A 25788-nucleotide genomic window follows, 5' to 3' on the forward strand; every position below is an offset into this window, starting at 1 on the left:
AATGAGCGGAAAACCTTCTTACAACATTTCCGTACCGGCTCTGCGTCTGAGCATACTATTTAGCGTGGTATTAGCTGCGCTCGCTTTCTATTTATACTTTTCTTGGTCGAAAGTCGATTCGGTTGCGCAAGTGCAAAGCGCCCCACTGCTCATACAAGCTCAGAAGCTTAATCAGACCATCGAACAAGATATTCAAACTCTACAGCAGTGCTTGAGTACCGACACTTGTGGTACTAACGAATTCAATCTAGTTACCTTGAAGAGTGAAATTGACGAGTTTAGGTCTTTGGCTTCTTTGAACAAAACTGAATTCAGTTTGGTTGGTGCTACTGAATACACCCAACTTGAATTGGCTATCAATCGCTTTTCCGACAGCACTAAAACACGCAACGACGTACTCGACTTATACCTGTCACTGACGAACAACTACCTACAGATGGATGACAACTACCGCACCATGTTCAACAACCATGCGAGCGACTTGATGTCAGAGAAAAATGAGTTCTTTATCTGGTTGTTTATGGTGGTCATGATATTGGCCGTGATAGCCGTTTTTTCTAACTCAGTTGCCATGTTGAAACTGAAGAAGTCCAGCTCTAACGAGCGAGAAATCGACTATGAGTTTGATGCCCTGTATCAAGAGCTAAAGGAACTCGATTTACAAAGACTCGAAGAGCTTCTTAATGAAGTGAGCATCAACCCCAAACAACGCCAAATCTACTCTCACCTCAAGTTGATCTTCAGTAAATTGGAAGACCAAAAGCGCAATAACGACCTCTACAAACAATTGTATGCGCTAATCGGCTATGAAATTCGCGGAATCACCAACACCATCAACGGTGGTGTCCAATATCTGGTTCAAGAAACGGATGAAAACGGCGTATTGATGGCGAAGGATATTACCTCTGCGTGTAGTACCTTATCTGAGTTAGCAGAAAACTATAACCGTTTGATTTCTCAGGGTACGGAAAGTAAGTCGAAGGAGTTTTCTCTACTGAACGTGTTGTCTGAATTGATGATTCATATCAGCGCCAAAGTTCAGAGGAACGAAGGTCAACTTGACTGCTTTATCTCTGACAACTTGCCGAATCGTGTTGAAGGCCAATCCACCAGCTTATTCTGGATCTTGTTCCTGCAGCTTTCTAATGCCATCCAACTAAAATCAAACAAGAAGTTGTTCGTAACGATAGAGTCTGGCGCGGCTTCGGATATGGAAAATACGCGTGTCACCATCAATCTCAACTTCCTTTCAACGTTGGATGTCTCTGTCGCCAAGCTCAATAAGCTTCATTGGAGCGCTCATAAGCACCATACCGCAAACACCGACGATTTAGCAAAAAGCGTTTTAAAAGATTACGGGTATTACGAAAGTCACTGGTTCCAATCAGGTACACAGGAACGTTTTCAAATTGAGCTTGATCTCAAGGCTAAGAGTTTCCATACAGAGAAAACTCGCTTCGACGGCAAGCGTTTACTGCTGTGCGCCAATACTCAAGTTCGTATCGATGTAATGAAGAAAATGCTCAGCAACTTGGGGCTTGATATCACCGAAATTCGCACTGCCAATGAGTTATTTTCGGCGGCGAAAACCTTCGGTGAGTACGATGCCATCATGTTGACCGACACCTTTGAACCCAACAAATTACCATCGCTCAGTAAAACGGTGAAATCTCAACTTAAGAATCACCCAAATACCAAGCTATTGCTGTCAGTAACCAATACTCAGCATGCACAAGAGTGTCACAGCTTCGTCGATAAAATCATCAACTCCCCTGCGATTCCTTATGAGTTCATCCCTAACTTGCTCACCATTATGGAAGCAGAAGCATCAGAAGAGCAGATGGAGAACAGTTCGTTCCTTATCGTAGAAGATGACCGAGTTCAGCAGATCTTACTTAAGCGAATTCTTACCAAACAAGAGTATGAACCAGACACGGTTGGCGATGGTGCTGACGCAGTGAAGCACTTCATGAATAAACGTTCTGACATCATCTTCATGGACTGCATCATGCCTGGTATGGGCGGCATTGAAGCGACAAAACGTATTCGCCAGTTTGAACAAGAAAACGAGAAAAACCCTTGTACCATCATAGGTGCAACCGCATTGACCAGCAGTAACGAACATCAGGCTTGTATTGAAGCCGGAATGGATTACGTGATCAGCAAACCTTACAAAAGCGACCAAATCATTAAGGTGATCAACAAGTATGTGGCGGTACAGAAACTTAACTAGCAGCATCATAGCTGCGCTTGTATTCAGCACGACACCTTCAGCATCGGCAACGACCCTGCTTGAGGCAGTAGAACTCGGCCTGCAAAACAGCCTGTCTCTTCGCGCCAGTGATAAAGGTGTGGAAGAAAACGAATACAACATTGGGATCAGCCGCTCTAAATTTCTTCCTTCGCTTAATGGCGCTGCCGATACCACATGGAATGAAAACGAAACCTTGTTATCAAGCGTGCCCGACGAAACCTCTAGCTATAACTCAAACAGCTACAGCCTTTCCCTTTCCCAATCGATATTCAATCTGGGTGATATTTTTAAATATGGCACGGCAAAACTCGACTTTAATATCGAAGAGATTAAACACGAGAACAAAATCCAGAGCACCATTTCTGAAATCGGCTCTCAATACTTCGAGTATTTGAAAAACAATGCGCAGATAAAAGCGACCAAGGTCGAACTTAAGTCATCTGAAACGCGTGAACATCAGATGCGACGTAACGTAGAATTAGGGAACACAGCCGCCAGTGAGCTGTACGAAGTTATCGCTCAAAAAGAAGGCGTGTCGAATCGATTAAGAACCTTGCAAAAAGATCGCCGTGTCATTCTCAACGGGCTATCCATTCAGATTCAGTACCCTATCACTCCGTCACAAGACATATACGAAAGTGTGCCTTTAAAAGAGATAAACGAAACCGAACAACGCTCTATCATGGATCAAGCGTTAAAGCTCAACAACGACTTGTTAGTGGCGAAGAAAAACGTCGAGAGAAGCCGCAGAAGCTTAAAAGAAAGCGGTTCGAACTTCTTACCTACCGTGTCACTTTCAGCCAGTTATCGTCATGATGACGCCAATAACTACGACAAAACCGACATCACAGCGACAGGTGAAAGTAACTCAACCAGCGTTGGCTTAAATCTAGCCGTGCCGATCTTGTCTGGTGGCTCTGATTACTACGGATATCAAAAATCCTCGACGGCGATTGAACGTACCGAGCTGCTTTATCAAGATTCGCTTTACACCACACGTAACAGCGTAAATACCGCAGTGCTCAACATTAATGATTTCTCGCAATCTATCAGCAGTTACGAAAACATCATTCGCGCCAACTATGCGTCTTATAAAGGGATCCAAAGGGCTTACCAGTTAGGCACCCGTACCATCACCGATTTGCTTGCCGCAGAAAGTAAGCTATTCAGCGCCTTAAGAGATTATGAAAGCGCACGATACGACTACATCATCGAAACCATCAAGCTCGAACAAACAAAAGGCTTACTCTCGATTCAATCTATCGAAAGCATCATGCAATTAATGAGTGATATCGAAGGGCGAAACAATCAAGAATTAGTGCCTAAACACCTTCTCTCAACTGAGTCGTTGAAAACAGGAGGTCGTAATGCAAACTGAGCAGTTTTCTCAAAAGATCAATACGGCAGATAAGTGTTATCTAACTTTCTCTACGATAATTTCCACTCTGTTTGGCTTGGTGTTGCCCTTTTCTATTCTGATCATTTTTGACCGAGTATTACCCAATCAAGCACAAGACACGTTGTTCTTGCTGTTTGCGATTATCTTGATTTCTATCTTCCTCGACTACCACCTGAAAAATCAGGAAGAAAAGATTTCCTCTGTCATCATGAGGCAGTTTGAGACCAACTTAACCAACAAGGTGTTCCAATCAATATGTTTGGCTGAAATCTCTAAATTTCGCCGCTTAGAACCGGGCGAATACCTAGAACGAATCTCAACCATTCCTGAGTTGAAAACCTTCTTTGGCGGCGAATCAGTTCGAGCCCTGATAAACCTTGCTGTCAGCGTGATCACCATCCTCATTATTGGTCTAATCAACATATGGGCTGGCGTGACGCTTCTGATTGCCTCGCTCATCTTAGCCATTTTCGCTTGGAGCCTTTCTAAACAAAAGATTGGCAGCCTACAAAATAAGTCCGATATAGAAGGATTAACCACTTCTAAAATCATTGAAATTATATCTAGCCCCCTAGATATCAAAGCGAGAAATATGGAATACCGCGTTGAAAGCCTGATGACACAAATGGTCGAAGAGCGTGAAGTGGAGAACATCAAATACGAACAGATTGAATCGAACTTTGGCTTGATCTTGGCGCTCACCCAACAGCTTTCCATTGCTTGCGTTGTTGTAGTACTAGCAACCGCCGTTATCAACATGGAATCAAGCCAAGGAATCATGGCCGCGATCATCATGCTGACCAACCGTTACTTCGCGCCCTACCAACAAGTGATGCGTACCGCGAGCCGTTGGGAATTAAACAAACTGCACATACAACGTATCGCCGAGCTTCTTGAGTTGGCAGCGTCTGTTGAACACCAACATGAGACAACGGAAGTAGAACGTATTTCTGTTAAATACTCAGAAAAACAGCGTATTGAATTCGAACTCGGACAAGCCTATTTACTGACAGGGAAAAGCGGCTCAGGCAAGACTCATCTCGCCAACTGTATTACGCGGCAGAACAGCGATAACAAACTGGACATTATGATTAATGACACGCCTTTAAATGACGTCAATTACAACGTTTGGCGTAACAGCGTGCTAATGGTTGATAAAACAAGCTCGTTCGTAGAAGGGACGATTATTGATAATCTCACCTGTTTCCGACCAAGCTTGAATAACACGGCGTTTGCACTGTGTGAAACGATGAACATCAAGGCGCAAATTGACGGGCTTCCTGCCGGTTTTTATACGGAACTCAAAGGGCACATGCGCAATCCATTCTCTCGCCAAGTGGGATATGCTCTGTTATTAGTCCGAGCCCTGCTCGCCAGTAAACGTGTATTGATATTCGACGATATCGATTGTGTCTTTGACGAAGAGTTTGCGCGCGTCGTGCTAACCAGTACAGCTTATCGTGCCAATGACAAAATCCTAATCATCGCCAGCAATAAAATGGACAAACTTAACCACCGCCTCAAACGCGTAAAACTTACCGGAGGTGACCAATGAGTATCCTTGTAGACTTCAATAATGTTCCACAACGTGTCTTGGATTTTGAATCTAGCGGATACGACGAACGTTACAGTCAATCTCCTCTTATTCGTGGTTTGGCCTACACCCTGATAGCACTCGAATGGGAAGGCACTCCTGCTATACTCAGCGATGCTTTTATTCCAAAACCCAAAGACGGCGACAGCTTTACAGCAACCATCGAGCGCCTTGGGTATCGCTGTGATGTGACCAAGCTAAAGACACTCGATAATATCGATAAGCACCCTCATCCATGCTTTATTGAAATAGAGAATCTAAGTGCGATTTTCTTAGGCACCAAAGATGGAAGGCTGCTGTTGTTTGATTACACAAACAACAACACCATTGAATACCCAATGTGTAAAAAGCCCTGTTTGCTGATTGCTATTAGTGAATATTCTCGTCTGTTCCGAGAACCACCACCGGAATCTCAAGACAGAAGTAATTGGATTAAATACGCTTTTTATCGTTACAACAATGAACTCAAAAGCCTGATTATCTTGAGCTTCGTGATCAGTATTCTAGGTGCGTTGCAGCCGTTCTTTATTATGAGCGTGTATAACTTCGCTCTTACTTCTAGCTCTCAAGCAACACTCTATTGGCTAACCTTATTTGCTGTGATTGTTGGCTTCTCGGAGTATTTCTTTAAGAAGATGCGAGTCAACATCATTGCCACCTCCGGTAAAGATCTCGCGGTACACATATCCCAAGCCGTAATATCGAAGCTTCTTTGGTTGCCGTACGCGATGACATCAACCGCAGGGGTCTCGTCACAATTGGCTCGTTTGAAAGATATCGATACCTTCCGACGCTTAGTGACAGCAGAATCGACCCTCAGCTACTTTGATATGCCGTTTGTGATTGTGTTTATCATCGCGATAGCCCTGATGTCTGGCACAGCTGCTCTCGTGGTAATGGGCGGCTTAATATTGATGTTGGTGTTCTGTGTTTACTCACGCTATATCTACTCGCAAGCTACATCTAAAAGCTCGCGCGCCAATGCGATGGTCTCGTACCAATGGAATGAAATCCTGCGTGGTATCAAGACTATCCAAGGGCTACCTTTACTTCGTGTCGTTCAATCTCGATTTAGTGCCTCACATATGCAAAGTTCCAACGATGCCGAGAATGTTGCCGTGACTAACAGTAAGATTCAGGCCGCTGGCGGCAGTTTGATACAGGTGATTGGTACTGCAAGTATTGTGACCGCTGTAATCGGTGTAATGGAAGGCACTTCTGACGCGGGTGCCATGCTAGCCACCGTTATTTTGGTTTGGAAAGCATTAGGCCCGATCATGGGTATCTATAATTCAATTTCTAAGTTTCAATCCATAAAGGCGTCATCGGCACAAATCAACAATTTAATGTCGATGAATGATGACAAGCTGACTTTGGAGAAGAGCCCACCTATTCGCCTGTTCCAAGGCAGTATTGTGGGCAGCGGTGTAAGTCATCGTTACACAGGCGCAGCAACCGGCTTAACCAACTTGGGGTTCAAGATACCCCCAAGCGCAAAAGTCGTCATTTGTGGCCCAACTGGCTGTGGAAAAACGACGCTAATTTCCATCATTGCGGGGCTAGAAGATCGCTATCAGGGCGCAGTGTCTGTCGATGGTTACAACATCAAGCAGTTCAACAGCTACCGCTATCGCACATCGATAAACTACATCCCTTTTAATTTACATATTTTCGAAGGTTCGCTAGAAACCAACTTCATTCTGCATAACGGACTCATTCCAACAGAGAAGATGCAAGAGATGGTGAGCTTCTTCGAATTAGATGAATGGCTCCCGGAAGGTTTAGCTACTCAGTTAAACGTGGACAAATACAAAAGTCTTCCCAACGGCATTCAGCAAAAGCTTCGTTTAGCGCTTGGTTTAGGTAACTGTGAGCAATCTCTGATCATCATTGATGAACCGTTCAACGGAGCGGAAAATGAAAACTCGCAGTATTTTAACCGCTTGTTCAGCGATAAGTTGTTGAACAAAACAGTCATTTTTTCAACCAATGACCCCGGTTTGATCGCCACTTCCAACATGAGTTTGGTTCTGGAACTAGATGGCAATTTAAAATATTTTGGCTTAACAGACAAATACTTAAACAGTTTAAGTTAACTACAACGACGCTTATTCACAAATTACTCGTTAGATAAATGGATATAATTGACAAAACCATAAGTGAGAGAGATGATTCGGTCTCAAATTACGTTTAACAGGGAAGCAAATGTACACATTCGTTGCAGACAAGCTTGATGTAGCTTACTTATCCGCAATTCCTGAAAACCACCAACTTCAGGGCTGCGATGTGCCTGAAGAAGAGATCGAACTTAGAGAAATCGTTGAGATTTGGTATGAGTGTGCATTCCTACCCGCTTTCAATCTTCAGAAAATTGATATCGCAAACAAAGCCGAACTGATCGTCATACAAACACAAGTTCTAAATAACGATACAAGTACTCTCGCCTTCCTACTCAAAAACAAAGTTTATCGAGCAGCGTTAAACAGAATTTTGGGTATTTGGACACTAGAGCCTTCTGCTAAAACGGCGCTAGAACAACTTCTATTTGAAGTAAATCAAGACAACAATCACTCTCACTAAACTGTTTTCAAACTTATTCCTCAATAAGCATATAGAATAAACCAACCACCCGCCACTATAAACGAGTAGAAATAGGATCCCTTTCAAAATAAGCTCTGGAATCACAAGAACTTATACCCCTCCCACACTTCCATTAAATATACCGTCTCAAAGTTTCCATATCGGCATTTTTATTCTACTGTTTTTATATAAAAACAGTTGGATGGATCCTTATATGGCGATTACGGTCTGGAATAACCTTTCAGTCAAACATAAACTCTTTGGCTTAGTTCTACTTCCCGTTTCACTACTGCTTTTTCTCGCAGGCAGACAAGCTTTTATCTTGACGACTCAGTTAACCGATTTTGAACGAACCAGTCAGCTATCTGCCTACCTCCAAGATATTTCGCTCCTGTATCGAAGCTCATCAGCTTCTAGCCCTGAAGAGTTCGCAGCACAAAGCAGCCAAGTAAAAGCAGAATTAAAAAACCTATCGCCAATCATTTTCTTAGATACTTCAAATGAAATGAATCAGTTAGTAGCTGACTTCAGCGAAGCAACACTTTCGACAATTCAAGCTATCGACAGTTACGATAAGTTGGATGCACTCGAATGGCAGAGCGATTTATACAAACAATTATTGCTAGAAGTCGAGAAGGTCCCGTTTGAAAACACCAAGCGTGAAATTCAACAACACCTCACGGCATTGCAGCAGCTAGAATGGTTAATGTTTTGGTCAAACGAGGAGTTCAAACTGGGCACCTCACTGATTGAGATATTTCAAAGCAGCCAAGAATACGATCCTGAACTTGCAGAGCAAATCGAGACTCTGAGTGAAAGGCAGCAACTGTTTTTAGAACGCTTTGTTTCGTTGAATGCCAATGAGCATCAGGTATCTTTAATGGTCGAAGTGTTTAGAAATAATGTCTTTGCTCAAAGCCAAGAAATCCGAACGGCTCTACTTGACCTGAACGCCATCAGCCAACTTACTCCACAAGAAATATCTGCTGGTCTAGAGGCCATGAGTGCTCGACTCAACTTATTGCAAAGCCTTGGCGGTGTCATTAAGCAAGAATTCCAAACAGAGGTTGCCCAAGCGATTTCAGACGCTCAAATGGAGCGAACCCTGTTTATTTCCATCGTAGCCTTACTCGCTACCCTTGTTATGGGTTTAACCTTAAGCTTAGCGAGACAAGTGACGAACAACCTTGGACTCGTCCTTAACTTTTTAAAAAGTGAAAACGATCAAACTCGCCCCTCTTTACAAAAACTCATTCAAGGTAAAGATGAGCTCAGTTTATTTGCTCAACAGGTCGAACGACTCACCATCGAAAGAGAGTACGCTAAAGAAAAGCTAACCCAAGCCAAAGAAGACGCAGAAAAAGCGAAAGATCACGCAATACAAGCCAGCAAAGCGAAAAGCAGCTTCTTAGCCAACATGTCTCATGAAATTCGAACACCTCTCAATGGCGTCATAGGTATTTCAGAAATACTGGCTGATACCCCACTAACACCAACACAACGCGATTACGTTGATACCATCGAAACCTCATCACAACTGCTGCTGAGCTTAATCAACGACATTTTAGATTTCTCCAAGATCGAATCTGGAATGTTACTGATAAGTCCACATTCAGCATCCATTAGAGAGTCGATATACGACATCGCTTCTATTGTTGCACCAAAAGCAAAAGAGCAGAAAATTTCAGTTGACGTCGACATCAGCCCTGATACCCCAGCTCGAGTGATGATAGACGATCACCGATTGAGACAGATCTTGATGAATTTCATGTCTAATGCCGTAAAATTTACGGCTGAAGGTGGTGTAACGCTGTCCATTCAGACGCTTAACAAGACTGAAAGCGAAGTCACGATTCGATTCGCAGTACGAGACACGGGTATTGGTATCGACAAACAGCAACAGAAACAGATATTCGAGCCCTTTGCTCAAGAAGATGACTCAACTACACGTCAATTTGGTGGTACTGGGCTTGGCCTAGCCATCAGTACTCAGTTAGTTGAGCTTATGGGCGGACAGATTCAACTTAATTCCGTAAAAGGTGAAGGTAGCTGTTTCTACTTCGATTTAGAACTACCGGTTGACTTAATATTACCAAAACCAAGTACCGCGAGCGCTGATATTTACGTGCTAGGTAAGGAGAATATGCTCTCTGAGCGAATAGAATGTAACCTTAATCTTTATGGCCTAAACGTAGTTCAGCGAACGAAGGACACAGTTAGGCTCACCGAACAACTCGCGACTCAGAAACACAATAAACCAATCACTGTCGTTTTCGCTGAAGACGATACTTTTCAAGCCAACAATTACTCAAATGAATTAAATCGACTGCATAATAATGGAATCACAATCTGTTTGATTCGCTCATTCTTAAGCGAGCCAGTAGATTTAGGCAATTGCATCACAGCTCAAGTATCACAACCTTTACTAGGCTTGCGATTAATTAAAGCCGTCGAGCTTTGTGATACACAAGGCTTAGCAGAGCTGTCTGAGACGACTAAACAACCTTTAGAGATACAACACAAAATCCTTATCGTCGAAGACAATAGAATTAACCAAAAGATTGCTGGTCTTCATGTGGGAAAAAGTGGTTTCGAATTCGAGTTTGCTAACAACGGCCAAGAAGCCATAGACAAGTTTACCGCAAATCCTCATTATGCAGCGATCTTGATGGACTGCATGATGCCTGTTATGGATGGTTTTGAAGCTACGAGTAATATTCGACGAATTGAACTAGAAACAAAAGCTACACGCCGTATTCCGATCATTGCCTTAACCGCCAGTGTGATTGATGACGATATTCAGAAGTGTTTCGACGTAGGCATGGACGATTACGTGCCAAAACCTTTCAAGTTCGAAATGTTAAAGGAGAAAATACTCACCGCTGTTGAAGCAATGCCGCTTGCCAACAGGAATGTTTCCCCGACCACATCAAAAACGTCTACGGTCACTCCTATTCACAACGCCAGCTCTGCTAAACAAACCTTACCGGAAGAACTCAAGCAAAAAACGATACCTAGAAAATCCGAAAGAATACTACTTGTAGAAGATAACCGAGTTAATCAGAAAGTGGCTTCTTTGATGTTAACTAAGGCTGGCTATGCTTTTGAACTTGCAGAGAATGGACAAATCGCCGTAGATATGTATCAAAACGACAGTGGTTTCGACGTTATTCTCATGGATTGCATGATGCCAGTGATGGACGGCTTCACCGCAACAAAAGAGATACGTGAATACGAGAAAAATCTAGGCTTAAGCAAAACTCCTATCATCGCGTTAACCGCCAGTGTTATCGATGATGATATCCAAAAGTGCTTTGATTCAGGCATGGATGGGTACGTAGCGAAGCCCGTGAGAAAAGAGAAACTATTCCATCAAATAGAAAGTGCGACTTGTTAGGAGAAACCAATGGATTGGATCAGAACGATTAAAGCACTCCCTTGCAGAGTTATGCTATCAACAGCAATTGGGCTGTTTGGGAGCCTACTCCTTGCCACCCCAGTGCATGCAGCGGAAGATTACGCGATTTTTTCTTTAGATTCTGGGTTTGAAGAGATAACAATAAATAAAGCGAGAAAGCTATATCGAGGAAAAACCAAGCGTCTGAACGGCAAGCGTGTAGAACTATCAGATTGGCCTGAAAACAGTACCGAAAGAGAAGATTTTTATCAGTTACTTCTCGGCAAAAATGCAGCTCAAATGAACGCACACTGGGCTGGCTTATCTTTTTCAGGGAAAGCGCGTTACCCAAGAGAAATCAAACAGGCTTCAACAGACAGCCTAGTCGATTGGCTCGACGACAAACCCAACCGCATTGGTTATTCACCACTCTCGACGGTTCCTCAAAATGCCAACGTTTTGTACGTTATAAGTTCGGAGAAATAACATGAAAAAAATAATCACGTCAGTGCTATGTGCTTCAATAGCCTCTCCGGCCTTTGCTATTATTGAGTTTACCGATAATTTATCGTTGAGCGGATTTGGCTCTACATCTTGGGCAAAATCAGATAACGATAACCCCTTAATTATTACCCGCGGCTTTACCGATGAAAACTGTTACGACTGCGATACTACATTTGGGGTACAACTCGACTATTTTTACAATTCATTCAAAGCTTCCGTGCAAGTTGTCAAACCACCACAATACGATTGGAGTGAACCACAACTCGAGTGGGCTTATCTTGGCTATGAGTTTAACGACCTTGATGTAAGTGTTGGGCGTCTGAGGCTCCCGTTATTTCTCGCGTCTGAATACTATTATGTAGGCCAAGCTTACATGACAGCAAGGCCGCCTACAGAGGTCTACAACAGCGTACTTGGCATCACGGCGTTCAATGGTATTAAAGTGAACTGGACTCATGATGTAAGCGATGAAGCGACCTTGTTACTCTCCCCGTTTGTTGGAATTAAGGATAAGAATGATGTCGAGTTCAATTCATCAACCAAGCTTGAATTTAAAACCAATCGAATGTTCGGAGCGAACTTGCAGCTTAGTGGTGAAGATTATCGTTGGAACATATCTTTCCTAGATTCAAATTTTGACCAAACGGTTAAAATCAAAAACATTGGCTCTCTTCCAACAGATAACAATCAGCATATCCAACTTTGGTCTCTAGGTGCAGAATATGAGTTTGGTCAGGCCATCTTTGCCAGTGAGGGGCAAATCAGTGACTTCAATTCTTCTATGTATGCAAGCCTTGGTTATCATTTAGGTCAATTTACCCCATACCTTGTATACGGGGCGCAATTCGACGCCAATGAACACTTAAATGGTAACAGTTATCTTATTGGTGTGGACTACGATGTACTGCCAAATGTATCTATCAATGGTGAAATTCAGTACTTTGAAGCTCATAAATCAAGAGGTGCCTTTATCGAAGATTTCAGTTCACTCAATACTTTTGATGACAAAGACGCGATGCTTTATACCGTCATGTTGAGCTTCGTGTTTTAACCCACGATAAAAAATCGTATCCATCAAAACATTGGTCAACGCGACTATTAGTCATCAATAACAATAGTGATTAAAACCAAAAGCCCAAGGTAATCAAATAACCTTGGGCTTTTTAATGCTGGTAAGTAAGCAACGCTTAGTATTTAAATAATACTTTCACGTCACCTGTTAAAGCGGCTTCATCTACATAACCAATTGCATTGGTTTTTGAAGCAACCGTTATAATTGCTTCGTTGTAGTCTGAAACCTGGATTGGAGCTTCAGCTTTACCGGTAAATACAAGTCGCGACCACGCTGATTGAAGTTGTGATTCGCTGCGTCCCGTTGCCACCTCATGGAAGGCAAGTCTGCCTTCAGAACCATCAGCTAACTCGATGATCTGTGCTTTAGTACCATTCGATAGCTTGCTTTTCTTACCCATGAATAACTTTTTAACGTCTGATTTAGATAAAGAATCAACGCCAGCATTGTTACCAATCACTACCATTCCAGCAGAAGCGTTAAATGAAAGAACCGCTACGGTTATTGCTGCCAGTAAACTTTTCATATGGCCTCCTTAGAATACGAAATCAAGACGTGCTGAATAGACAATAGAGCTGTCTTCAAGGTAATTACCCGTTGCAATATATGGGCTTACTGTTGTTTCAACATTACTTTGGAACCCACCACTAGTATCGCGGTAATCGACATAGGTCACATCCGCTTTTAAAGACATGTTCTTAGCGAAATCCCAACGGCTACCAACAGAGTAAGAAAGACGCTCGTAATTCATCGACTCTTGAATAGCCGTCGTAGTCATGTTCTCACGTTCTTCGTTGTCTGTTGTTTCAACCCAGCTAACGGAAACGTAAGGCGTAAATTCATTGACTCGGTAACCAACCAAACCAGAAACCGATTGATAGTCATAAAACTGCCCTTCCAATTGAACATCTGCAGCTTCTACGTTAACTAACAGATCACCATTGTCATATTGAGCACCCAAAGAGATGAACTGACCATCTTGGCTATCTAGCATTGCACCCAATTGACAATACGGGTCTTGTGAGTTTTGGAAATCACAAGATGGATTAGATTCAGCAACAAAATATGAACCACGGAAGGTAAAGTCATCTACGTTCCAGTTGGCACTGATACCGAATAGTTTATCTAGTTTCACCTCACCAACAATTGAGTCATCTTCATCAATAGTACCGATACCAACCACTGGCTGAAGAAGAATACTTGAATCTTCAAGTTCAATCGGAATCAATAAATCAGCACCCGTGTAGCCCTTCAAAACAATGTTTTCATACAACTCTTGAGAAGGCCTGATCATTGGATACGCATAGCCAAGGTCTGTGTAATCTGAGTAGAAAAACAAAGGTAAACGCAACTTACCGGCTCGAGCTGTGAAGGCCTCAAAATCATAAGAGGCATAAGCCATCTCAATTTTTGGCTCATAATCATAACGGCTGTTTGCAACGATTTGCGTCACGAACTTAGCACGCTCATTTACTTGAAAATCAAATTGTAAGCCTGCTAATGTCTCTTGCTCCCAATCTAATTTTTCGTCGGTATAACCCGCATAACCTATCGCATTGTCTGACTTACCGATGCCTACAGAACCAAATCCACTAATTCGAAGATCATCCATGTTTGCAGCATTTGCTCCAAACGCCATACTTACTAGGGCAGCAACCACTGTCTTCTTCATAACTAACTCCAATTGTTATGTGATTTTTCGTTTTTATATAATTGTTTTTGTATAATCAGCCCATATTTGGGGCATACTCCCGCCCTCCTTAAGGCATAGCCGAAAAGAGAGAGGGAATGATTCTAGGGAACTTAACTGACTTTAAAGTGGCCAGTTAGTGTTGAAAGGTTACGAGTCACTTTTTGAATATCTTGCGCCACGGCGTCCACTTGCTGAACGCTGTTACTGGTGCCTTCTGCCATCTTGCGAATTTCTTCGACAAAAGTTTCAATACGAGTGGAGGTTTGCTCCTGCTCTTCAGTCGCAGCGGCAATACTTTCGTTTCGTTGACTGATTTCGATAATATCTGAAGTAATTTTCTGCAGAGAATTTTCCGCGACAATTGACTTTTCAACACAAGTTTCGGCTTTAACTACGCTATCAGAAATAATCGATGACGCAGTTTTTGCTTGGTCTTGTAACTGTAAGAGTACAGATTGAATTTCTTGTGTAGATGATTGAGTTCTTGATGCTAACGTTCTTACTTCATCAGCAACGACAGCAAAACCACGGCCTTGTTCACCAGCGCGTGCAGCTTCAATTGCCGCATTAAGCGCAAGCAGGTTGGTTTGCTCTGCAATCGCACTGATCGACTCAAGTATCGAGCCAGCACTTTGTGTGTTGTCATTTAGCTGTTTAACCACTTGAGATGCATTACTTACATCATGCGTTAATTCTTGCACGGCTAAAATCGTACTCTTGACTTGCTTCTCTCCTAAGTTTGCTTGCTCACTCGCACTGGAAGCTGAAGTAGAAGCATCATTAGCGTTCGTAGCGATTTCTCTAGCGGCAAGAAACAATTGATTTAATGAACTTGATACTTCTTCAATAGAGAGATGCTGCTTAGTCGACAACTCACTTGTTACTTGACTTGATTTAACAAGTGAACCAGAGATCGTGTCCAGCTGAGTAACGTTACCTATAGTGTGTGTGACGTTCTGTTGTAAATGAGAGACAAAGTTATTGAATGATTCAACTAAAGGTTTCAGTTCGTCATTTTTTTCATGCTGTAGGCGAACCGTTAAGTCTCCATCCCCTTCAGCAATATCACGCATTTTGTCACTGATATTCGCGAGATCTCTACGTATACCTTTCACCACAAACCAACCAAAGATACACATCGCAAGCATGGCTACAGCACCAGACACACTCATGATTTGGTTAGCTTTTTTATTGTTTGATTCTAGATCTTGTACCGCGTTTTCAAACTCAGATTGACGAGCCAAAGAAAACTTATGCATACCCAAAGTAAGCTCATCTAAGATTGCGGTGCTCTGTTTTGCAAGGCGCCCAGCTTCGCTAAGGCTGATCTCTTCATCTATCATGCCTTGAGCAATTCGGTAAGCTAACTCAAAATATTGATTGGTTTGATTTTGCAAAAGTGCAGATGAGCTCTGTAATGAAGGATCGAGAGAGATTTGAATGTTGAAGTTATTTTGAATCTCAGCGAGAGTTTGCTTGTTCATCTCCAAAATCTCGTCATCGCCTAGAGTCACTGCCAAATTAAAGCGCTCGGCTAATTGAGAGATCAATACACTATTCAATGAAGCCGCATTCATAACCGGATAAGTAACTTGATCAATTCGATTAACCTGTTGGGTGTTACTGGTTAACGTATCCCCTCCGACAAATAGAATACTAGTAAATCCTACTAGCGACACTAAACATAAAGCCAAAATCCTATTTTTGATCGATAGTGTAAACATAAGCTCCCTTTGTTAAACAGTATGATGAACTGCACATGTATTTTGAACAATAACAGATCTGACCAGTATATCAATCTGTCACACCGAAAATAGTGACAAAAATGTTAATATTATTTATAAATGATTATGCAAGTAAGAATAACCATATAAATCAGCATGTATAATTAACTACTTTATTAAAAACGAGTTCAACATCAAACTGAACACCTTCCATAAGACTGTAATTCATCATGTTCCAAACTCGCTTTAGTTATTCAAAAATTAGGATTTCAAGATAGTTAAATTAATATTGAGAACCCAAGTTTGCCCTTACATTTAGCTTCGTAATAAATTTAAGCCGCAAAATTCTCTACTATTTAATGATTCTGTCAGCAGCGTCAGTGTTGTGTAAAAAGGCTGCAAACTCACGAACTTCACCGCCCTTACTCGGTCAATCTTAGAGCGAATAAACAGATACCTTAAACGGAGAACGCATGCGAATAGCGACTTTATCTTTAAGTTTGGTTTCAGCGGTCGGTTTCGCGGCTGAGCCAAATCCTTTTCCAATTACGCCCGATGAAAGTGGCGAAGAGTTTATGGTAAGTGCAACTAACCCATACGTAAGCAGCACAGGGTATTCGATACTCAAAAAAGGCGGTAACGCAGTCGATGCCATGGTTGCGATGCAGATGACCATGTCGGTGGTAGAACCGGATATGACAGGGATCGGCGGTGGTACTTTTGCGCTGTTTTATAAAAAAGACAAAGACCAATTCCTCGCACTCGATGGGCGCGACGAAGCGCCCTCAAGTGCGACTCCAAATATGTTTATGGAAGATGGTAAAGCACTCAGTCGAAATGAGATTTTAGGACCAAGATCTGTAGCCGTTCCCGGCACGCTTCGTTTACTCTACAGCTCTCACCAACAATACGGAAAACTGCCATGGTCAGAGCTTGCTCAGCCTGCCATTGAGCTTGCCAGTAAAGGTTATGCAATGAACAGCTACACCTATGACATCGTGGTTCGTGAGCAAGAACGATTGATTGAAGATCCAGAAATCGAAGCCCTGTATTGGAATGACGACCAAATCAAACCAACCGGCACATTGATGAAGAACCCAAAGCTTGCCACAACATTGACCAATATTGCTCAACAAGGTGATAAGTACCTTTATGGTGGCGAGTTTGGTAAGCACATCGTTGAAACGGTCAATAGCCGTATCGACTCAGACCACGCTAAGCTCTCTATCGAAGACTTTGAGCAGTACCACGTTAAACAACGTGATGTCATTGAGAGCGACTATCGAGGCAATAAAATTGTGTCGTTTGGCTACCCTGCCTCTGGTGGTGTGATGGTTGCTCAAAGCCTTGAAATGCTAGAGGCCTACGACTTGGCAGACATGTCCAAAACCGATGTGGAACCTTGGCGCTTGATGACAGAAGTAATGAGAATAGCCAAGGCCGATCGTATCGCTTATGCGGGCGACCCTGATTTCATTGAAGCACCAGTTACTGCCCTCCTCGACAAAGCCTATATCGACGAGCGACGTAAACTAGTCCCGGAAAGTGGCATAGCTAAAACCAAACCGAAAGCAGGCAAGTTGTCCAATACCGAATACGCTCAGTATCAGGGGTTTGAGAGCCAAGACACCGGGCATATTTCCATTATCGACAAAGACGGCAATGCTATTGCGATGACCAGTACCGTCGGCACAGGAATGGGTTCAGGGATAATGGTCGATGGCGTGATTCTCAATGCACAAATGGCAAATTTTTCTACAAAACCAACCATCAACGGTAAGCCAACTCAAAATGCTATTGAAGCAGGTAAACGTCCTCGTTCAGCAATCACCCCATTAATGGTGATGGACAAAAAAGACAACCTGCGCCTAGTAGTCGGTTCACCTGGAAGTTCACAGATTCCGGGGTACGTGTTAAAAACTGTGGTTGGCGTTCTTGATTGGGACTTATCCGCGCAGGATGCAATTGACCTGCCAAACATCCAATATGGCACAAAGATCGACCGCACCAAGCCTTATGACCCAACGGGTTTGTTGGTCGAGAAGAAAACCTACGCTGAAATGCTAGTACCAGAGTTCATGCAGCTCGGTTATCCGGTGCATGTCATTCCAGTAGTCAGTGGTTTGAACGCCATTGAAATCAGAGATGGCAAGATCCATGGCGCAACAGACAGACGCCGTGCATCAAGCGCTATGGGGGAATGATAAAACGAAACGGGCAAGTAATAGGCTTACCCTTGTTTTGTCTCTAGTCACTTGAGCCTTGTATAAGCAGTTCATTGATACGAAAAAGCCAGTCGAATATTTCGACTGGATTTTCATAAGCGGCTCATCTATTTACTCATTCAAATATTATGAACTTGGCGCTACTCGCTTCTCTTTCAACTGCTCAATAACATAGTCAGGAGCCACTTTACCTAGCTCACTTAAGCAATCATCGGTCTTGTCGTTGCCGTATCGCACGTAGATATCACATACCGCATATAACTGCTCTGGAGAACCAGAGATCAAATACGCCTTCTCGAACGATTTAGTCGATTTGTCGATATCCAGCTTTTCTTGTAGTACCCCATTCAAGTACCAGTAGTAGCTGTTATCTTTTGCAAGTTCTGCTGCTACTTCAATCTCTTTGGCTGCTGCTGCCTTGTCTTCAAGGCGAACCAAAGTTAATGATTTAGAGTAATGCATCGCTGCATTGTCAGGCACGCTTTTCAAACCACGATCTAACACTTCAACCGCCTGCTGGTCTTTATTCTGTGCTCGGAAGTTATCTGCATAGCTCAACCAAACTTGTGGCTCTTTAGGGTGGGTTTTAATGAGCTCTAAATAAACCGTTTCAGACTTGTCCCACTCGTTGTGCCATCGAAGCACATCAGCAAATAGCAATTGAAACTTTTCAGATTCTTGTGATTCCAAGAATGTGATTAACTCAGCGACGGGTTGTTCAATTTGTGCTTTCTGTTCTTTATCTAACGTATTGTAATCACGTACTAAGTTCGATGTTGCCGAGTTACGAACCATGGGATCTGTATCGCTCAGCAAAGGTGAAACTAACGCCCAACGATGCTCAAGTTGATATGGCGAAGAACCGATAACCGACGCTTCACGAACTTCAGGATTTTGATCTTTTAAGCCTCTTGCAACCGCCACCAATGCATTTTGACTTGGATATGAAGCAAGCTCTTGCAATGCACCAGTACGATTTTCAACAGATTGATTCTGATCTTGTGCCATGTAAGACAACTGCTGAATACGGGTTTGAGTGTCCGTCATTTCAAGCACTTGATTGATATTTTGTGCTGGCGCGTCAACCGTTTTTTGAACGCTATTCGCTGCCATCGCAGACGTTGAAATCAATGCGGACGTTGATATCAACAAAGCAACAGCCGTCGCTAAACTCTTCTTCATCATAGTATTACCTTAAACTGGAGAACTTAGCCTGTCCTTAGACTCGTATCTGATTAAATTTGCATTGGATCTGTTGACCCAAAAAACGAGTTAAAACTTCGTCTCAAACGTAGCTTGTTGCGCCTGTTTTGCTCGATGCGCCATCAATACTGAGTCGCTGAATTTGCCATGAGCCACTGGATGCCCCATCGCGCGAGCGATATAAGCCATCGAATTATCGACATGAGAAAAGAACTTGTGCCAACCCGCACATAAGTAGTTCAGACCCGGCTCACCGGCACGAGTTTTGATAAAGCGGTTTTTCGGACATTCACCGTGACAAGCAAACTTGTAGTCACATTGCTGACATTGGCTGGTCAATGTGCGTGATTTAGCGAAACCAAATTTCTGTTGTGGCGCGCTATACGCCAAGTCATCAAGCTTGTCGTGGTGGATGTTGCCGATTTTGTATTCTGGGTATACATAATGGTCACACGAGAACACGTCACCGTTAGGCTCCATCGCTAGGCCTTTGCCACATATCTCGTTCAAAGTGCAAAGCGGGTTCGGGCGACCAATCCACGTTTCTAAGCTCGCTTCAAAATACTGAACGAACACCTTACCGATGTCGTGCTTCGCCCACTCGTCAAACACAGCAATCAGGAAGTTACCCCAAGCCAAATCCGACACACACCAAGATTCCATGATCGAATCTTTATGACCAGGGATCAGACGCTTATCACCTTGCTTAAGTTGCTCACTCACTTGAGACGTTTGTGGCGCAACCGTTCTAAAGGTTTTTTGTTCTACGATAGGAATAAACTGCATTTGTGGAGACTTCACCACATCACGTAGGAAGCGATACACTTCTAATGCATTTTGACTGGTGAGGTTATTCACACAGGTTAGGGTTGCGAATTTGACTTGATGTTTGTGCAGCAACTCTGCAGCCGCCATCACTTGTTTAAATGTGCCACGTCCTGCTCTGTTGACACGATACGCATTGTGCAGCATCTCAGGGCCATCAACACTCAAACCGATCAGGAAATTGTTCTTTGCTAAGAATCGACCCCAATCGTCATTCAGCAGCGTGCCATTAGTTTGTAGGTCATTTGAAATCAGCACACCTTCAGGTTGGTGCTTTTTCTGAAGTTCAACCACACGTTCAAAATACGCTAGACCCAGCATAGTCGGTTCACCACCCTGCCATGAGAAAATGATCTCAGGTGTGTTTTGACCTTCGATGTATTGTTGGATATACGCTTCTAACGTCTCATCATCCATTCTTGGAGAGCTGCCTTTCTTGTACTCCAACAAATCTTGCTTACTTAGGTAATAACAATATTTACAGTCAATGTTGCACGCTGCGCCAATCGGTTTAGCCATAACATGCAAGCGCTTAGACGCTTTACCGTTATATTGTGGACCTTGAGTAATGTGCATGATTTACCTACCTATCTTAGTGTCTTGGACCTATCATAATTCCTAATTAAGTCAGTGGCATGTTATACCCTTTATAACCAATAGGAATGACCTTAAACGTTAGAATTACACCCTATTTCGAACATTTGAGGCACGTGATGAAATTTTTTAATTACAAACATTTAGCAACGATTAGCAGCGTCACCATGACTATTTTACTGAGTGGCTGTGCAAGCGTGCCTACACACCCAATCGCCCTACAAGTTGACCAAGATATGGTGTTGGTTGAAGGCGGGACATTCAGCATGGGTTCAGACAGATCAGAAGCAACTAAAGCAGAGCGACCTGCTCGAAATATAACTGTAGATAGTTTCTACATTTCGAAGTTTGAGGTAACTCAAGAATTGTTCGAATCGGTTATGGGTTCATCTCTCAGTTATTTCCAAAACCCTCAGGTTCCAGTCAACAACCTAAGCTGGCAACAGGCGAACTACTTCGTTGAGCAGCTTAACGAACTCACTGGCGAAGCATACCGTCTGCCTACTGAAGCTGAATGGGAATTTGCAGCGAAAGGCGGCAACAAAAGTAAAGGCTATACTTACAGTGGTTCCAATAACTTAGATGATGTTGCGTGGTACTCGGCAAATTCTAAAAATAGCGCACACCCTGTCGGCCTAAAGAAGCCAAATGAACTAGGCTTATATGATATGACCGGCAATGTGGGTGAGTTTGTAATCGATGCCTTCGACGACACCTTTTACCGATTCGGTCCAACAGACAATCCTAACAACGCGAAACACAGTGACGTGGGTTTATCACACAAATCAGTTCGTGGTGGCAGCTTTGCTTATGACGAAAATGAATCTGAAAGTTACCGTCGAGACTTTGCAAGTCAGTCAATTACCATGTCTGACATGGGCTTACGTTTAGTTAAAGATACTAACTAACGATGCCAACGGTTACGGCTCAATAACCTTCACCAAAAAGATTAAAAATACAATTTTCACTATCCAAACGTTAAGTCGCTACGGCAATACTGAATAAGGAAACTCTATGCAATACACCAAGCTATCTGGGCTTACACTCGCATTACTCTGTGCTTTCCCTGCTTCGGCGGCGGATAAGCCAGATCTGGTCCTGCAAATTACGGTAGATGGCCTGCGCGCAGACCTTATCGAACGATATAAACACAACTTCGGTGACGGTGGATTTCGTTACTTGATGGATGATGGTACCTACTACACCAACGCGAACTACCAACATGGCAACACAGAGACCATTGTTGGTCATGTGTCGCTTGCAACCGGTGCTCCACCAAGTGTGCACGGCATGGTGGGGAATGTTTGGTATGATCGCAGTGAAGAGCGTTTGGTGTATAACGTAGAAGATGGCAACTATGAAATGCTAACTTCAGGGGCGGGCGTTGATAAAGCAACCGAGATCGATCCGACGCAGAAAACAGCACAAGGCGATGGCCGTTCTCCAGAGCCGATACTCGCTACCACGTTTGGTGACGAACTAATGATTTCCAATAGCGGAAAATCTAAAGTCTTTGGCGTATCAGTAAAAGATCGCGGCGCCATCTCACTCGCAGGGCATAGCGGCAAAGCGTTTTGGTTTTCGAAAGCACAATCTGAATTTGTTACCAGTAACTATTACTACGACGAATATCCAGACTGGGTATCACGTTGGAATGAGAAAGCCATTGCGAGCCAGTACTCTAAACAAAGTTGGGAACTTTCTTTACCACGTGAGAAATACACCCTTCAAGAACACAATACTGACCACAAGGTGAAGTTAGGTAATTTTGAACGTACCTTCCCACACCCTTATGGACCTGCGAGCTATAAATATTACAGCACAACATTAACCGTAAGTCCGGCTGGTGATGAAATTACAGAAAACTTTGCTAGCACACTATTGATGCAAGAGAAGCTTGGTCAAGGCGATGCGACGGATTACCTATCGGTTAGTTTCTCGTCGAATGACTATGTGATTCACCTTTATGGTCCTGAAAGCTTAGAGACCGAAGACAATTTAATTCGTTTAGACAGAACAATCGCCAAGCTTCTTAAGACCGTTGATAACCAAGTCGGCCTAAAGAACACATTAATTGTCTTGTCTGCCGATCATGGTGTTCCTGAATCTTCACCTGCGGCAAATGCACTTGGTTTCCAACAGGCACAATACTTCAATAAAGATACCCTGCTATCTCAAGGCGTAGAAAAGAGGTTGAAGAGTGAGTTTGGTTTGGACAAAGACGCCATTCGATTGTATGCACAACCTTACATTTATCTGGATCACGACGTGATTGCCAAGGAAAAGGTCGATCTAGCGAAAGTGCAGAATGCCATCGCAGATGAGATTACGAAAGTAAAAGGCGTTGCGTTTGCCGTATCAAGTAGTGATATTGCAGCCAACCGAGTACCTGATACGCATGTCATGCAGCTCATCAAGAACAACTACCACCCCGCTCGTTCAGGTGATGTTTATGTGGTATTTGCCCCTCGTAGCTACATTAACGACATGGAAGGTCTTCAAATCGCCTCTACGCACGGCTCACCTTGGAAGTACGATACTCACGTCCCAGTCATTTTTGCAGGCTACGACGTTGAAGCTCAGAAGGTTTCGCGTGCAATCACTCCATACGACATTGCGCCAACACTTTCGAATAAAATGGGCATAACCCAGCCAAGTGGATCAATTGGAGAAGTGTTACAAGAGATCACTGAATAGGCTAAACCTCCGAGGTTCCGTCATCTAGATTTCGAATCCAATACCCGCTCAATAAAAAAGCCGTTTATCATATTCAGTCGAAACGGATAAACGGCTCTTTTTTACCCCAATTTTCTGCTCTTAAACCTTATCGACTACATCAATACCTTAACTAAACTTACATGCTGTTCAAGCTCGGTTCTTGCTCAAACAAAGGCTGTTTTCAGGCAACACCAAACTGATGCTTGATGGGACAACCTCAAATCGAATCTGATTTGAACGATACGGTTCTCCGTCTAAATTAATCGGTAAAGTTTGAGGAAAGTCGATATCAAGCCAACGAGCTTGCGTATGCACGACATATTTCCCGTCTTCAGCTGGGCTCTTTAATTCTTCAATCACTTGCGGTAATTCTGTCGCGACGAACGACTTTACTAACGTCAAATCCATCAAACCATCGTCAATAAGCGCATTCGGTGCTAACTCTTGTCCACCACCTGCTAAGCGTCCATTACAAAAAGCGCCAACCAGAATTTCACCGGTAAAGGTACCTTTATCTATGGTCAAAGTACCGCTGTAAGGTTTAAAACCAAGCGCTTTAACTACACCTGTCAACGTATATGCCCCACCACCGAGAAAATCTTTTAATTCAATAGGGGTTTCTGCCGTCACCTCAGCGCCAAAGCCTGCCGCAGCCACGTTCATAAAGTAACGGTCGTTCGCCCTCACGCTATCGACCGCGTAAGCTGAACCTTTTATTGCCAAATCGAATGCCGAAGGTATATCGCTTGGGATGCCGGTAGCGGTAGCAAAGTCGTTCGCAGTTCCCATTGGAATAATTGCAAGCTGTGGTCTTTCGCTAGCGCGGAATTGGTTGAGTGCATTGACTGCTTCGTTCACCGTTCCATCACCACCAGCGATAATCAACCGCTTCACACGATCGCATATGGCCTCGCTCACTAAACGAAACATATCCGCGGATTCCCAAGTAACTCTGACTTGTAGGTCGATATCCCTGTCTCTTACTGCAAGAATGGCTTGCCTCAATTCAGGGATGTTGGCCTTCTTTCCATTTAAAATAGCGCGGATACTTTCCATGGTTATGTCCTTTATAAGCTAACTAGAGATATCTTTTGCTGCGGCTTTGAGCTTAGATCGCAACCACTTGTGGCTTGGCTCGTTAGTACGACTTGGGTGCCAAATCATACACATATCAAGGTTTTCTAAGTCGAATGGTAAAGGCAGTGTTTTCACATCGTACTTCTCGGAAAAACAACGAACTGAAGATAGAGGAAGCACACCAATATAGTCAGAGCCTTCAATAACAGGAAGCATCTCAACCACGCCAGCAGCTCGATACACAATCCTGCGCTTTTCCAAATCGCTAAAGTGTTCAGAACTCAATAGGCTTTTTCGAGCGTGCCATTTAGAAACAACTACATGATCAAGCGCTAGAAACTGCTCCATATCAATAGTATCGCCAATCTCTGGGTGGCCAGAGCGGCATACGACGACAAGCTCCTCAGTAGAAATAACTTCATGCTTAAGCATGGTTCTACCCCTTGGCGTCATATCTATGATCACATCGTGTCTTTGTAACCTAAGATCGGATTCGTAATCTTCCGTAAACAAAGGATGAACTTCCAATGCAATACCAGGTGCGATTTGGCTGATCAACTGCATAACTCTTGGCATCAATTCGTAGCTTGCGGGTGATACACAAGCAATGGAAAACACGCGACCTGATGTTTTAGGATCAAAATCTCTCGAGGCCGATAGCGTAGAAGTGAAGTTTTTTAATGCAGCGGCCATTGCTGGATAAATATCGATCGCAAATGTCGTCGGCTCAACGCCTGAAGTGGTTCTGTGAAACAGTGGCTCATCATAAATATCACGAAGCCTAGCGAGCGCTTTACTCACTGCAGGTTGGCTGATGTTCATACGATTCGCAGCCCTAGACAAGTTCTGCTCTTCATAGATCGCGACAAATATAGGAATTAAATTGAGTTCAGTACTTTTCATACAGTTCCATATTAAAGAAGCAGGTT

General features: G+C 43.3%; 18 protein-coding genes. 11 read left to right on the forward strand and 7 right to left on the reverse strand.

Translation table 11 applies throughout. The features are described 5' to 3' along the window. Position 1 precedes the first annotated feature (1 nt). The 8 genes from L8S15_RS08295 (at position 2) to L8S15_RS08330 (ending at position 12779) form a co-directional block, all read left to right on the forward strand. Entirely contained in the window at positions 2-2233 is a 2232-nt protein-coding gene (locus L8S15_RS08295; protein WP_280572552.1) for a response regulator, read from the forward strand. Then, on the forward strand, positions 2208-3632 hold the full coding sequence (locus tag L8S15_RS08300; RefSeq protein ID WP_280572553.1) for a TolC family protein: 1425 nt from the start codon (positions 2208-2210) through the stop codon (positions 3630-3632). Before L8S15_RS08295 ends, L8S15_RS08300 begins: the two co-directional genes overlap by 26 nt. Continuing rightward, positions 3622-5208, forward strand: a complete 1587-nt coding sequence (locus L8S15_RS08305) for an ABC transporter transmembrane domain-containing protein (RefSeq protein ID WP_280572555.1) — start codon at positions 3622-3624, stop codon at positions 5206-5208. The genes L8S15_RS08300 and L8S15_RS08305 overlap by 11 nt, the downstream gene beginning before the upstream one ends. Beyond that, positions 5205-7343, forward strand: coding sequence for an ATP-binding cassette domain-containing protein (locus L8S15_RS08310; protein WP_280572557.1), 2139 nt, complete (start codon positions 5205-5207; stop codon positions 7341-7343). Before L8S15_RS08305 ends, L8S15_RS08310 begins: the two co-directional genes overlap by 4 nt. A gap of 109 nt (positions 7344-7452) precedes the next feature. Beyond that, positions 7453-7827, forward strand: coding sequence for a hypothetical protein (locus tag L8S15_RS08315; protein ID WP_016797987.1), 375 nt, complete (start codon positions 7453-7455; stop codon positions 7825-7827). Positions 7828-8041: 214 nt separating this feature from the next. Continuing rightward, the gene (locus L8S15_RS08320; protein WP_280572561.1) at positions 8042-11224 is read left to right on the forward strand and encodes a response regulator; all 3183 of its coding nucleotides are present in this window, start codon (positions 8042-8044) and stop codon (positions 11222-11224) included. Between the two features lie 9 nt (positions 11225-11233). Then, positions 11234-11710 (forward strand): hypothetical protein, encoded by a 477-nt coding sequence (locus tag L8S15_RS08325; protein WP_016797985.1) that lies wholly within the window; start codon positions 11234-11236, stop codon positions 11708-11710. A gap of 1 nt (position 11711) precedes the next feature. Further along, positions 11712-12779, forward strand: coding sequence for an ABC sulfate transporter permease (locus L8S15_RS08330; RefSeq protein WP_016797984.1), 1068 nt, complete (start codon positions 11712-11714; stop codon positions 12777-12779). Positions 12780-12915: 136 nt separating this feature from the next. Here the strand turns inward: L8S15_RS08330 and L8S15_RS08335 are convergent, their stop codons facing one another. From L8S15_RS08335 to L8S15_RS08345, 3 genes are all read right to left on the reverse strand, one after another. Next, complete coding sequence (locus L8S15_RS08335; protein ID WP_010429296.1) at positions 12916-13326, reverse strand: phosphate ABC transporter substrate-binding protein; 411 nt, start codon at positions 13324-13326, stop codon at positions 12916-12918. Between the two features lie 9 nt (positions 13327-13335). Then, entirely contained in the window at positions 13336-14472 is a 1137-nt protein-coding gene (locus tag L8S15_RS08340) for an outer membrane beta-barrel protein (protein WP_016768816.1), read from the reverse strand. Between the two features lie 131 nt (positions 14473-14603). After that, positions 14604-16070, reverse strand: coding sequence for a methyl-accepting chemotaxis protein (locus L8S15_RS08345; RefSeq protein ID WP_016797983.1), 1467 nt, complete (start codon positions 16068-16070; stop codon positions 14604-14606). A 620-nt stretch (positions 16071-16690) separates the two neighbouring features. Between L8S15_RS08345 and ggt the strand changes: the two genes are divergently transcribed. Continuing rightward, positions 16691-18421 (forward strand): gamma-glutamyltransferase, encoded by a 1731-nt coding sequence (gene ggt / locus L8S15_RS08350; protein ID WP_016797982.1) that lies wholly within the window; start codon positions 16691-16693, stop codon positions 18419-18421. 147 nt (positions 18422-18568) lie between these two features. On the opposite strand, the gene L8S15_RS08355 is transcribed toward ggt, so the two are convergent. Both L8S15_RS08355 and L8S15_RS08360 read right to left on the reverse strand, forming a co-directional pair. Next, positions 18569-19627, reverse strand: a complete 1059-nt coding sequence (locus tag L8S15_RS08355) for a hypothetical protein (protein ID WP_016797981.1) — start codon at positions 19625-19627, stop codon at positions 18569-18571. 87 nt (positions 19628-19714) lie between these two features. Next, entirely contained in the window at positions 19715-21046 is a 1332-nt protein-coding gene (locus L8S15_RS08360; protein ID WP_280572570.1) for an anaerobic sulfatase maturase, read from the reverse strand. Positions 21047-21183: 137 nt separating this feature from the next. On the opposite strand from L8S15_RS08360, the gene L8S15_RS08365 reads away from it, so the two are divergent. Together L8S15_RS08365 and L8S15_RS08370 are read left to right on the forward strand one after the other, a co-directional pair. Beyond that, positions 21184-21972 (forward strand): SUMF1/EgtB/PvdO family nonheme iron enzyme, encoded by a 789-nt coding sequence (locus L8S15_RS08365; RefSeq protein ID WP_016768812.1) that lies wholly within the window; start codon positions 21184-21186, stop codon positions 21970-21972. A gap of 106 nt (positions 21973-22078) precedes the next feature. After that, positions 22079-23761, forward strand: a complete 1683-nt coding sequence (locus L8S15_RS08370; protein WP_280572573.1) for an alkaline phosphatase family protein — start codon at positions 22079-22081, stop codon at positions 23759-23761. Between the two features lie 168 nt (positions 23762-23929). Here the strand turns inward: L8S15_RS08370 and yegS are convergent, their stop codons facing one another. Then, complete coding sequence (gene yegS, locus L8S15_RS08375; RefSeq protein ID WP_010429272.1) at positions 23930-24838, reverse strand: lipid kinase YegS; 909 nt, start codon at positions 24836-24838, stop codon at positions 23930-23932. A gap of 18 nt (positions 24839-24856) precedes the next feature. After that, positions 24857-25762, reverse strand: a complete 906-nt coding sequence (locus L8S15_RS08380; protein ID WP_010429270.1) for a LysR family transcriptional regulator — start codon at positions 25760-25762, stop codon at positions 24857-24859. Positions 25763-25788 lie beyond the last annotated feature (26 nt).

The sequence above is a fragment of the Vibrio sp. S/42/10 genome (assembly GCF_029890535.1).
In the GTDB taxonomy this organism is placed as follows: Bacteria; Pseudomonadota; Gammaproteobacteria; order Enterobacterales; family Vibrionaceae; genus Vibrio; species Vibrio cyclitrophicus.

Coding starts and splice junctions, on each gene's coding strand:
- L8S15_RS08295 (WP_280572552.1), top strand. CDS start 2: ATGAGCGGAAAACCTTCTTACAACATTTCCGTACCGGCTCTGCGTCTG.
- L8S15_RS08300 (WP_280572553.1), top strand. CDS start 2,208: ATGTGGCGGTACAGAAACTTAACTAGCAGCATCATAGCTGCGCTTGTA.
- L8S15_RS08305 (WP_280572555.1), top strand. CDS start 3,622: ATGCAAACTGAGCAGTTTTCTCAAAAGATCAATACGGCAGATAAGTGT.
- L8S15_RS08310 (WP_280572557.1), top strand. CDS start 5,205: ATGAGTATCCTTGTAGACTTCAATAATGTTCCACAACGTGTCTTGGAT.
- L8S15_RS08315 (WP_016797987.1), top strand. CDS start 7,453: ATGTACACATTCGTTGCAGACAAGCTTGATGTAGCTTACTTATCCGCA.
- L8S15_RS08320 (WP_280572561.1), top strand. CDS start 8,042: ATGGCGATTACGGTCTGGAATAACCTTTCAGTCAAACATAAACTCTTT.
- L8S15_RS08325 (WP_016797985.1), top strand. CDS start 11,234: ATGGATTGGATCAGAACGATTAAAGCACTCCCTTGCAGAGTTATGCTA.
- L8S15_RS08330 (WP_016797984.1), top strand. CDS start 11,712: ATGAAAAAAATAATCACGTCAGTGCTATGTGCTTCAATAGCCTCTCCG.
- L8S15_RS08335 (WP_010429296.1), bottom strand. CDS start 13,326: ATGAAAAGTTTACTGGCAGCAATAACCGTAGCGGTTCTTTCATTTAAC.
- L8S15_RS08340 (WP_016768816.1), bottom strand. CDS start 14,472: ATGAAGAAGACAGTGGTTGCTGCCCTAGTAAGTATGGCGTTTGGAGCA.
- L8S15_RS08345 (WP_016797983.1), bottom strand. CDS start 16,070: ATGAATGCGGCTTCATTGAATAGTGTATTGATCTCTCAATTAGCCGAG.
- ggt (WP_016797982.1), top strand. CDS start 16,691: ATGCGAATAGCGACTTTATCTTTAAGTTTGGTTTCAGCGGTCGGTTTC.
- L8S15_RS08355 (WP_016797981.1), bottom strand. CDS start 19,627: ATGATGAAGAAGAGTTTAGCGACGGCTGTTGCTTTGTTGATATCAACG.
- L8S15_RS08360 (WP_280572570.1), bottom strand. CDS start 21,046: ATGCACATTACTCAAGGTCCACAATATAACGGTAAAGCGTCTAAGCGC.
- L8S15_RS08365 (WP_016768812.1), top strand. CDS start 21,184: ATGAAATTTTTTAATTACAAACATTTAGCAACGATTAGCAGCGTCACC.
- L8S15_RS08370 (WP_280572573.1), top strand. CDS start 22,079: ATGCAATACACCAAGCTATCTGGGCTTACACTCGCATTACTCTGTGCT.
- yegS (WP_010429272.1), bottom strand. CDS start 24,838: ATGGAAAGTATCCGCGCTATTTTAAATGGAAAGAAGGCCAACATCCCT.
- L8S15_RS08380 (WP_010429270.1), bottom strand. CDS start 25,762: ATGAAAAGTACTGAACTCAATTTAATTCCTATATTTGTCGCGATCTAT.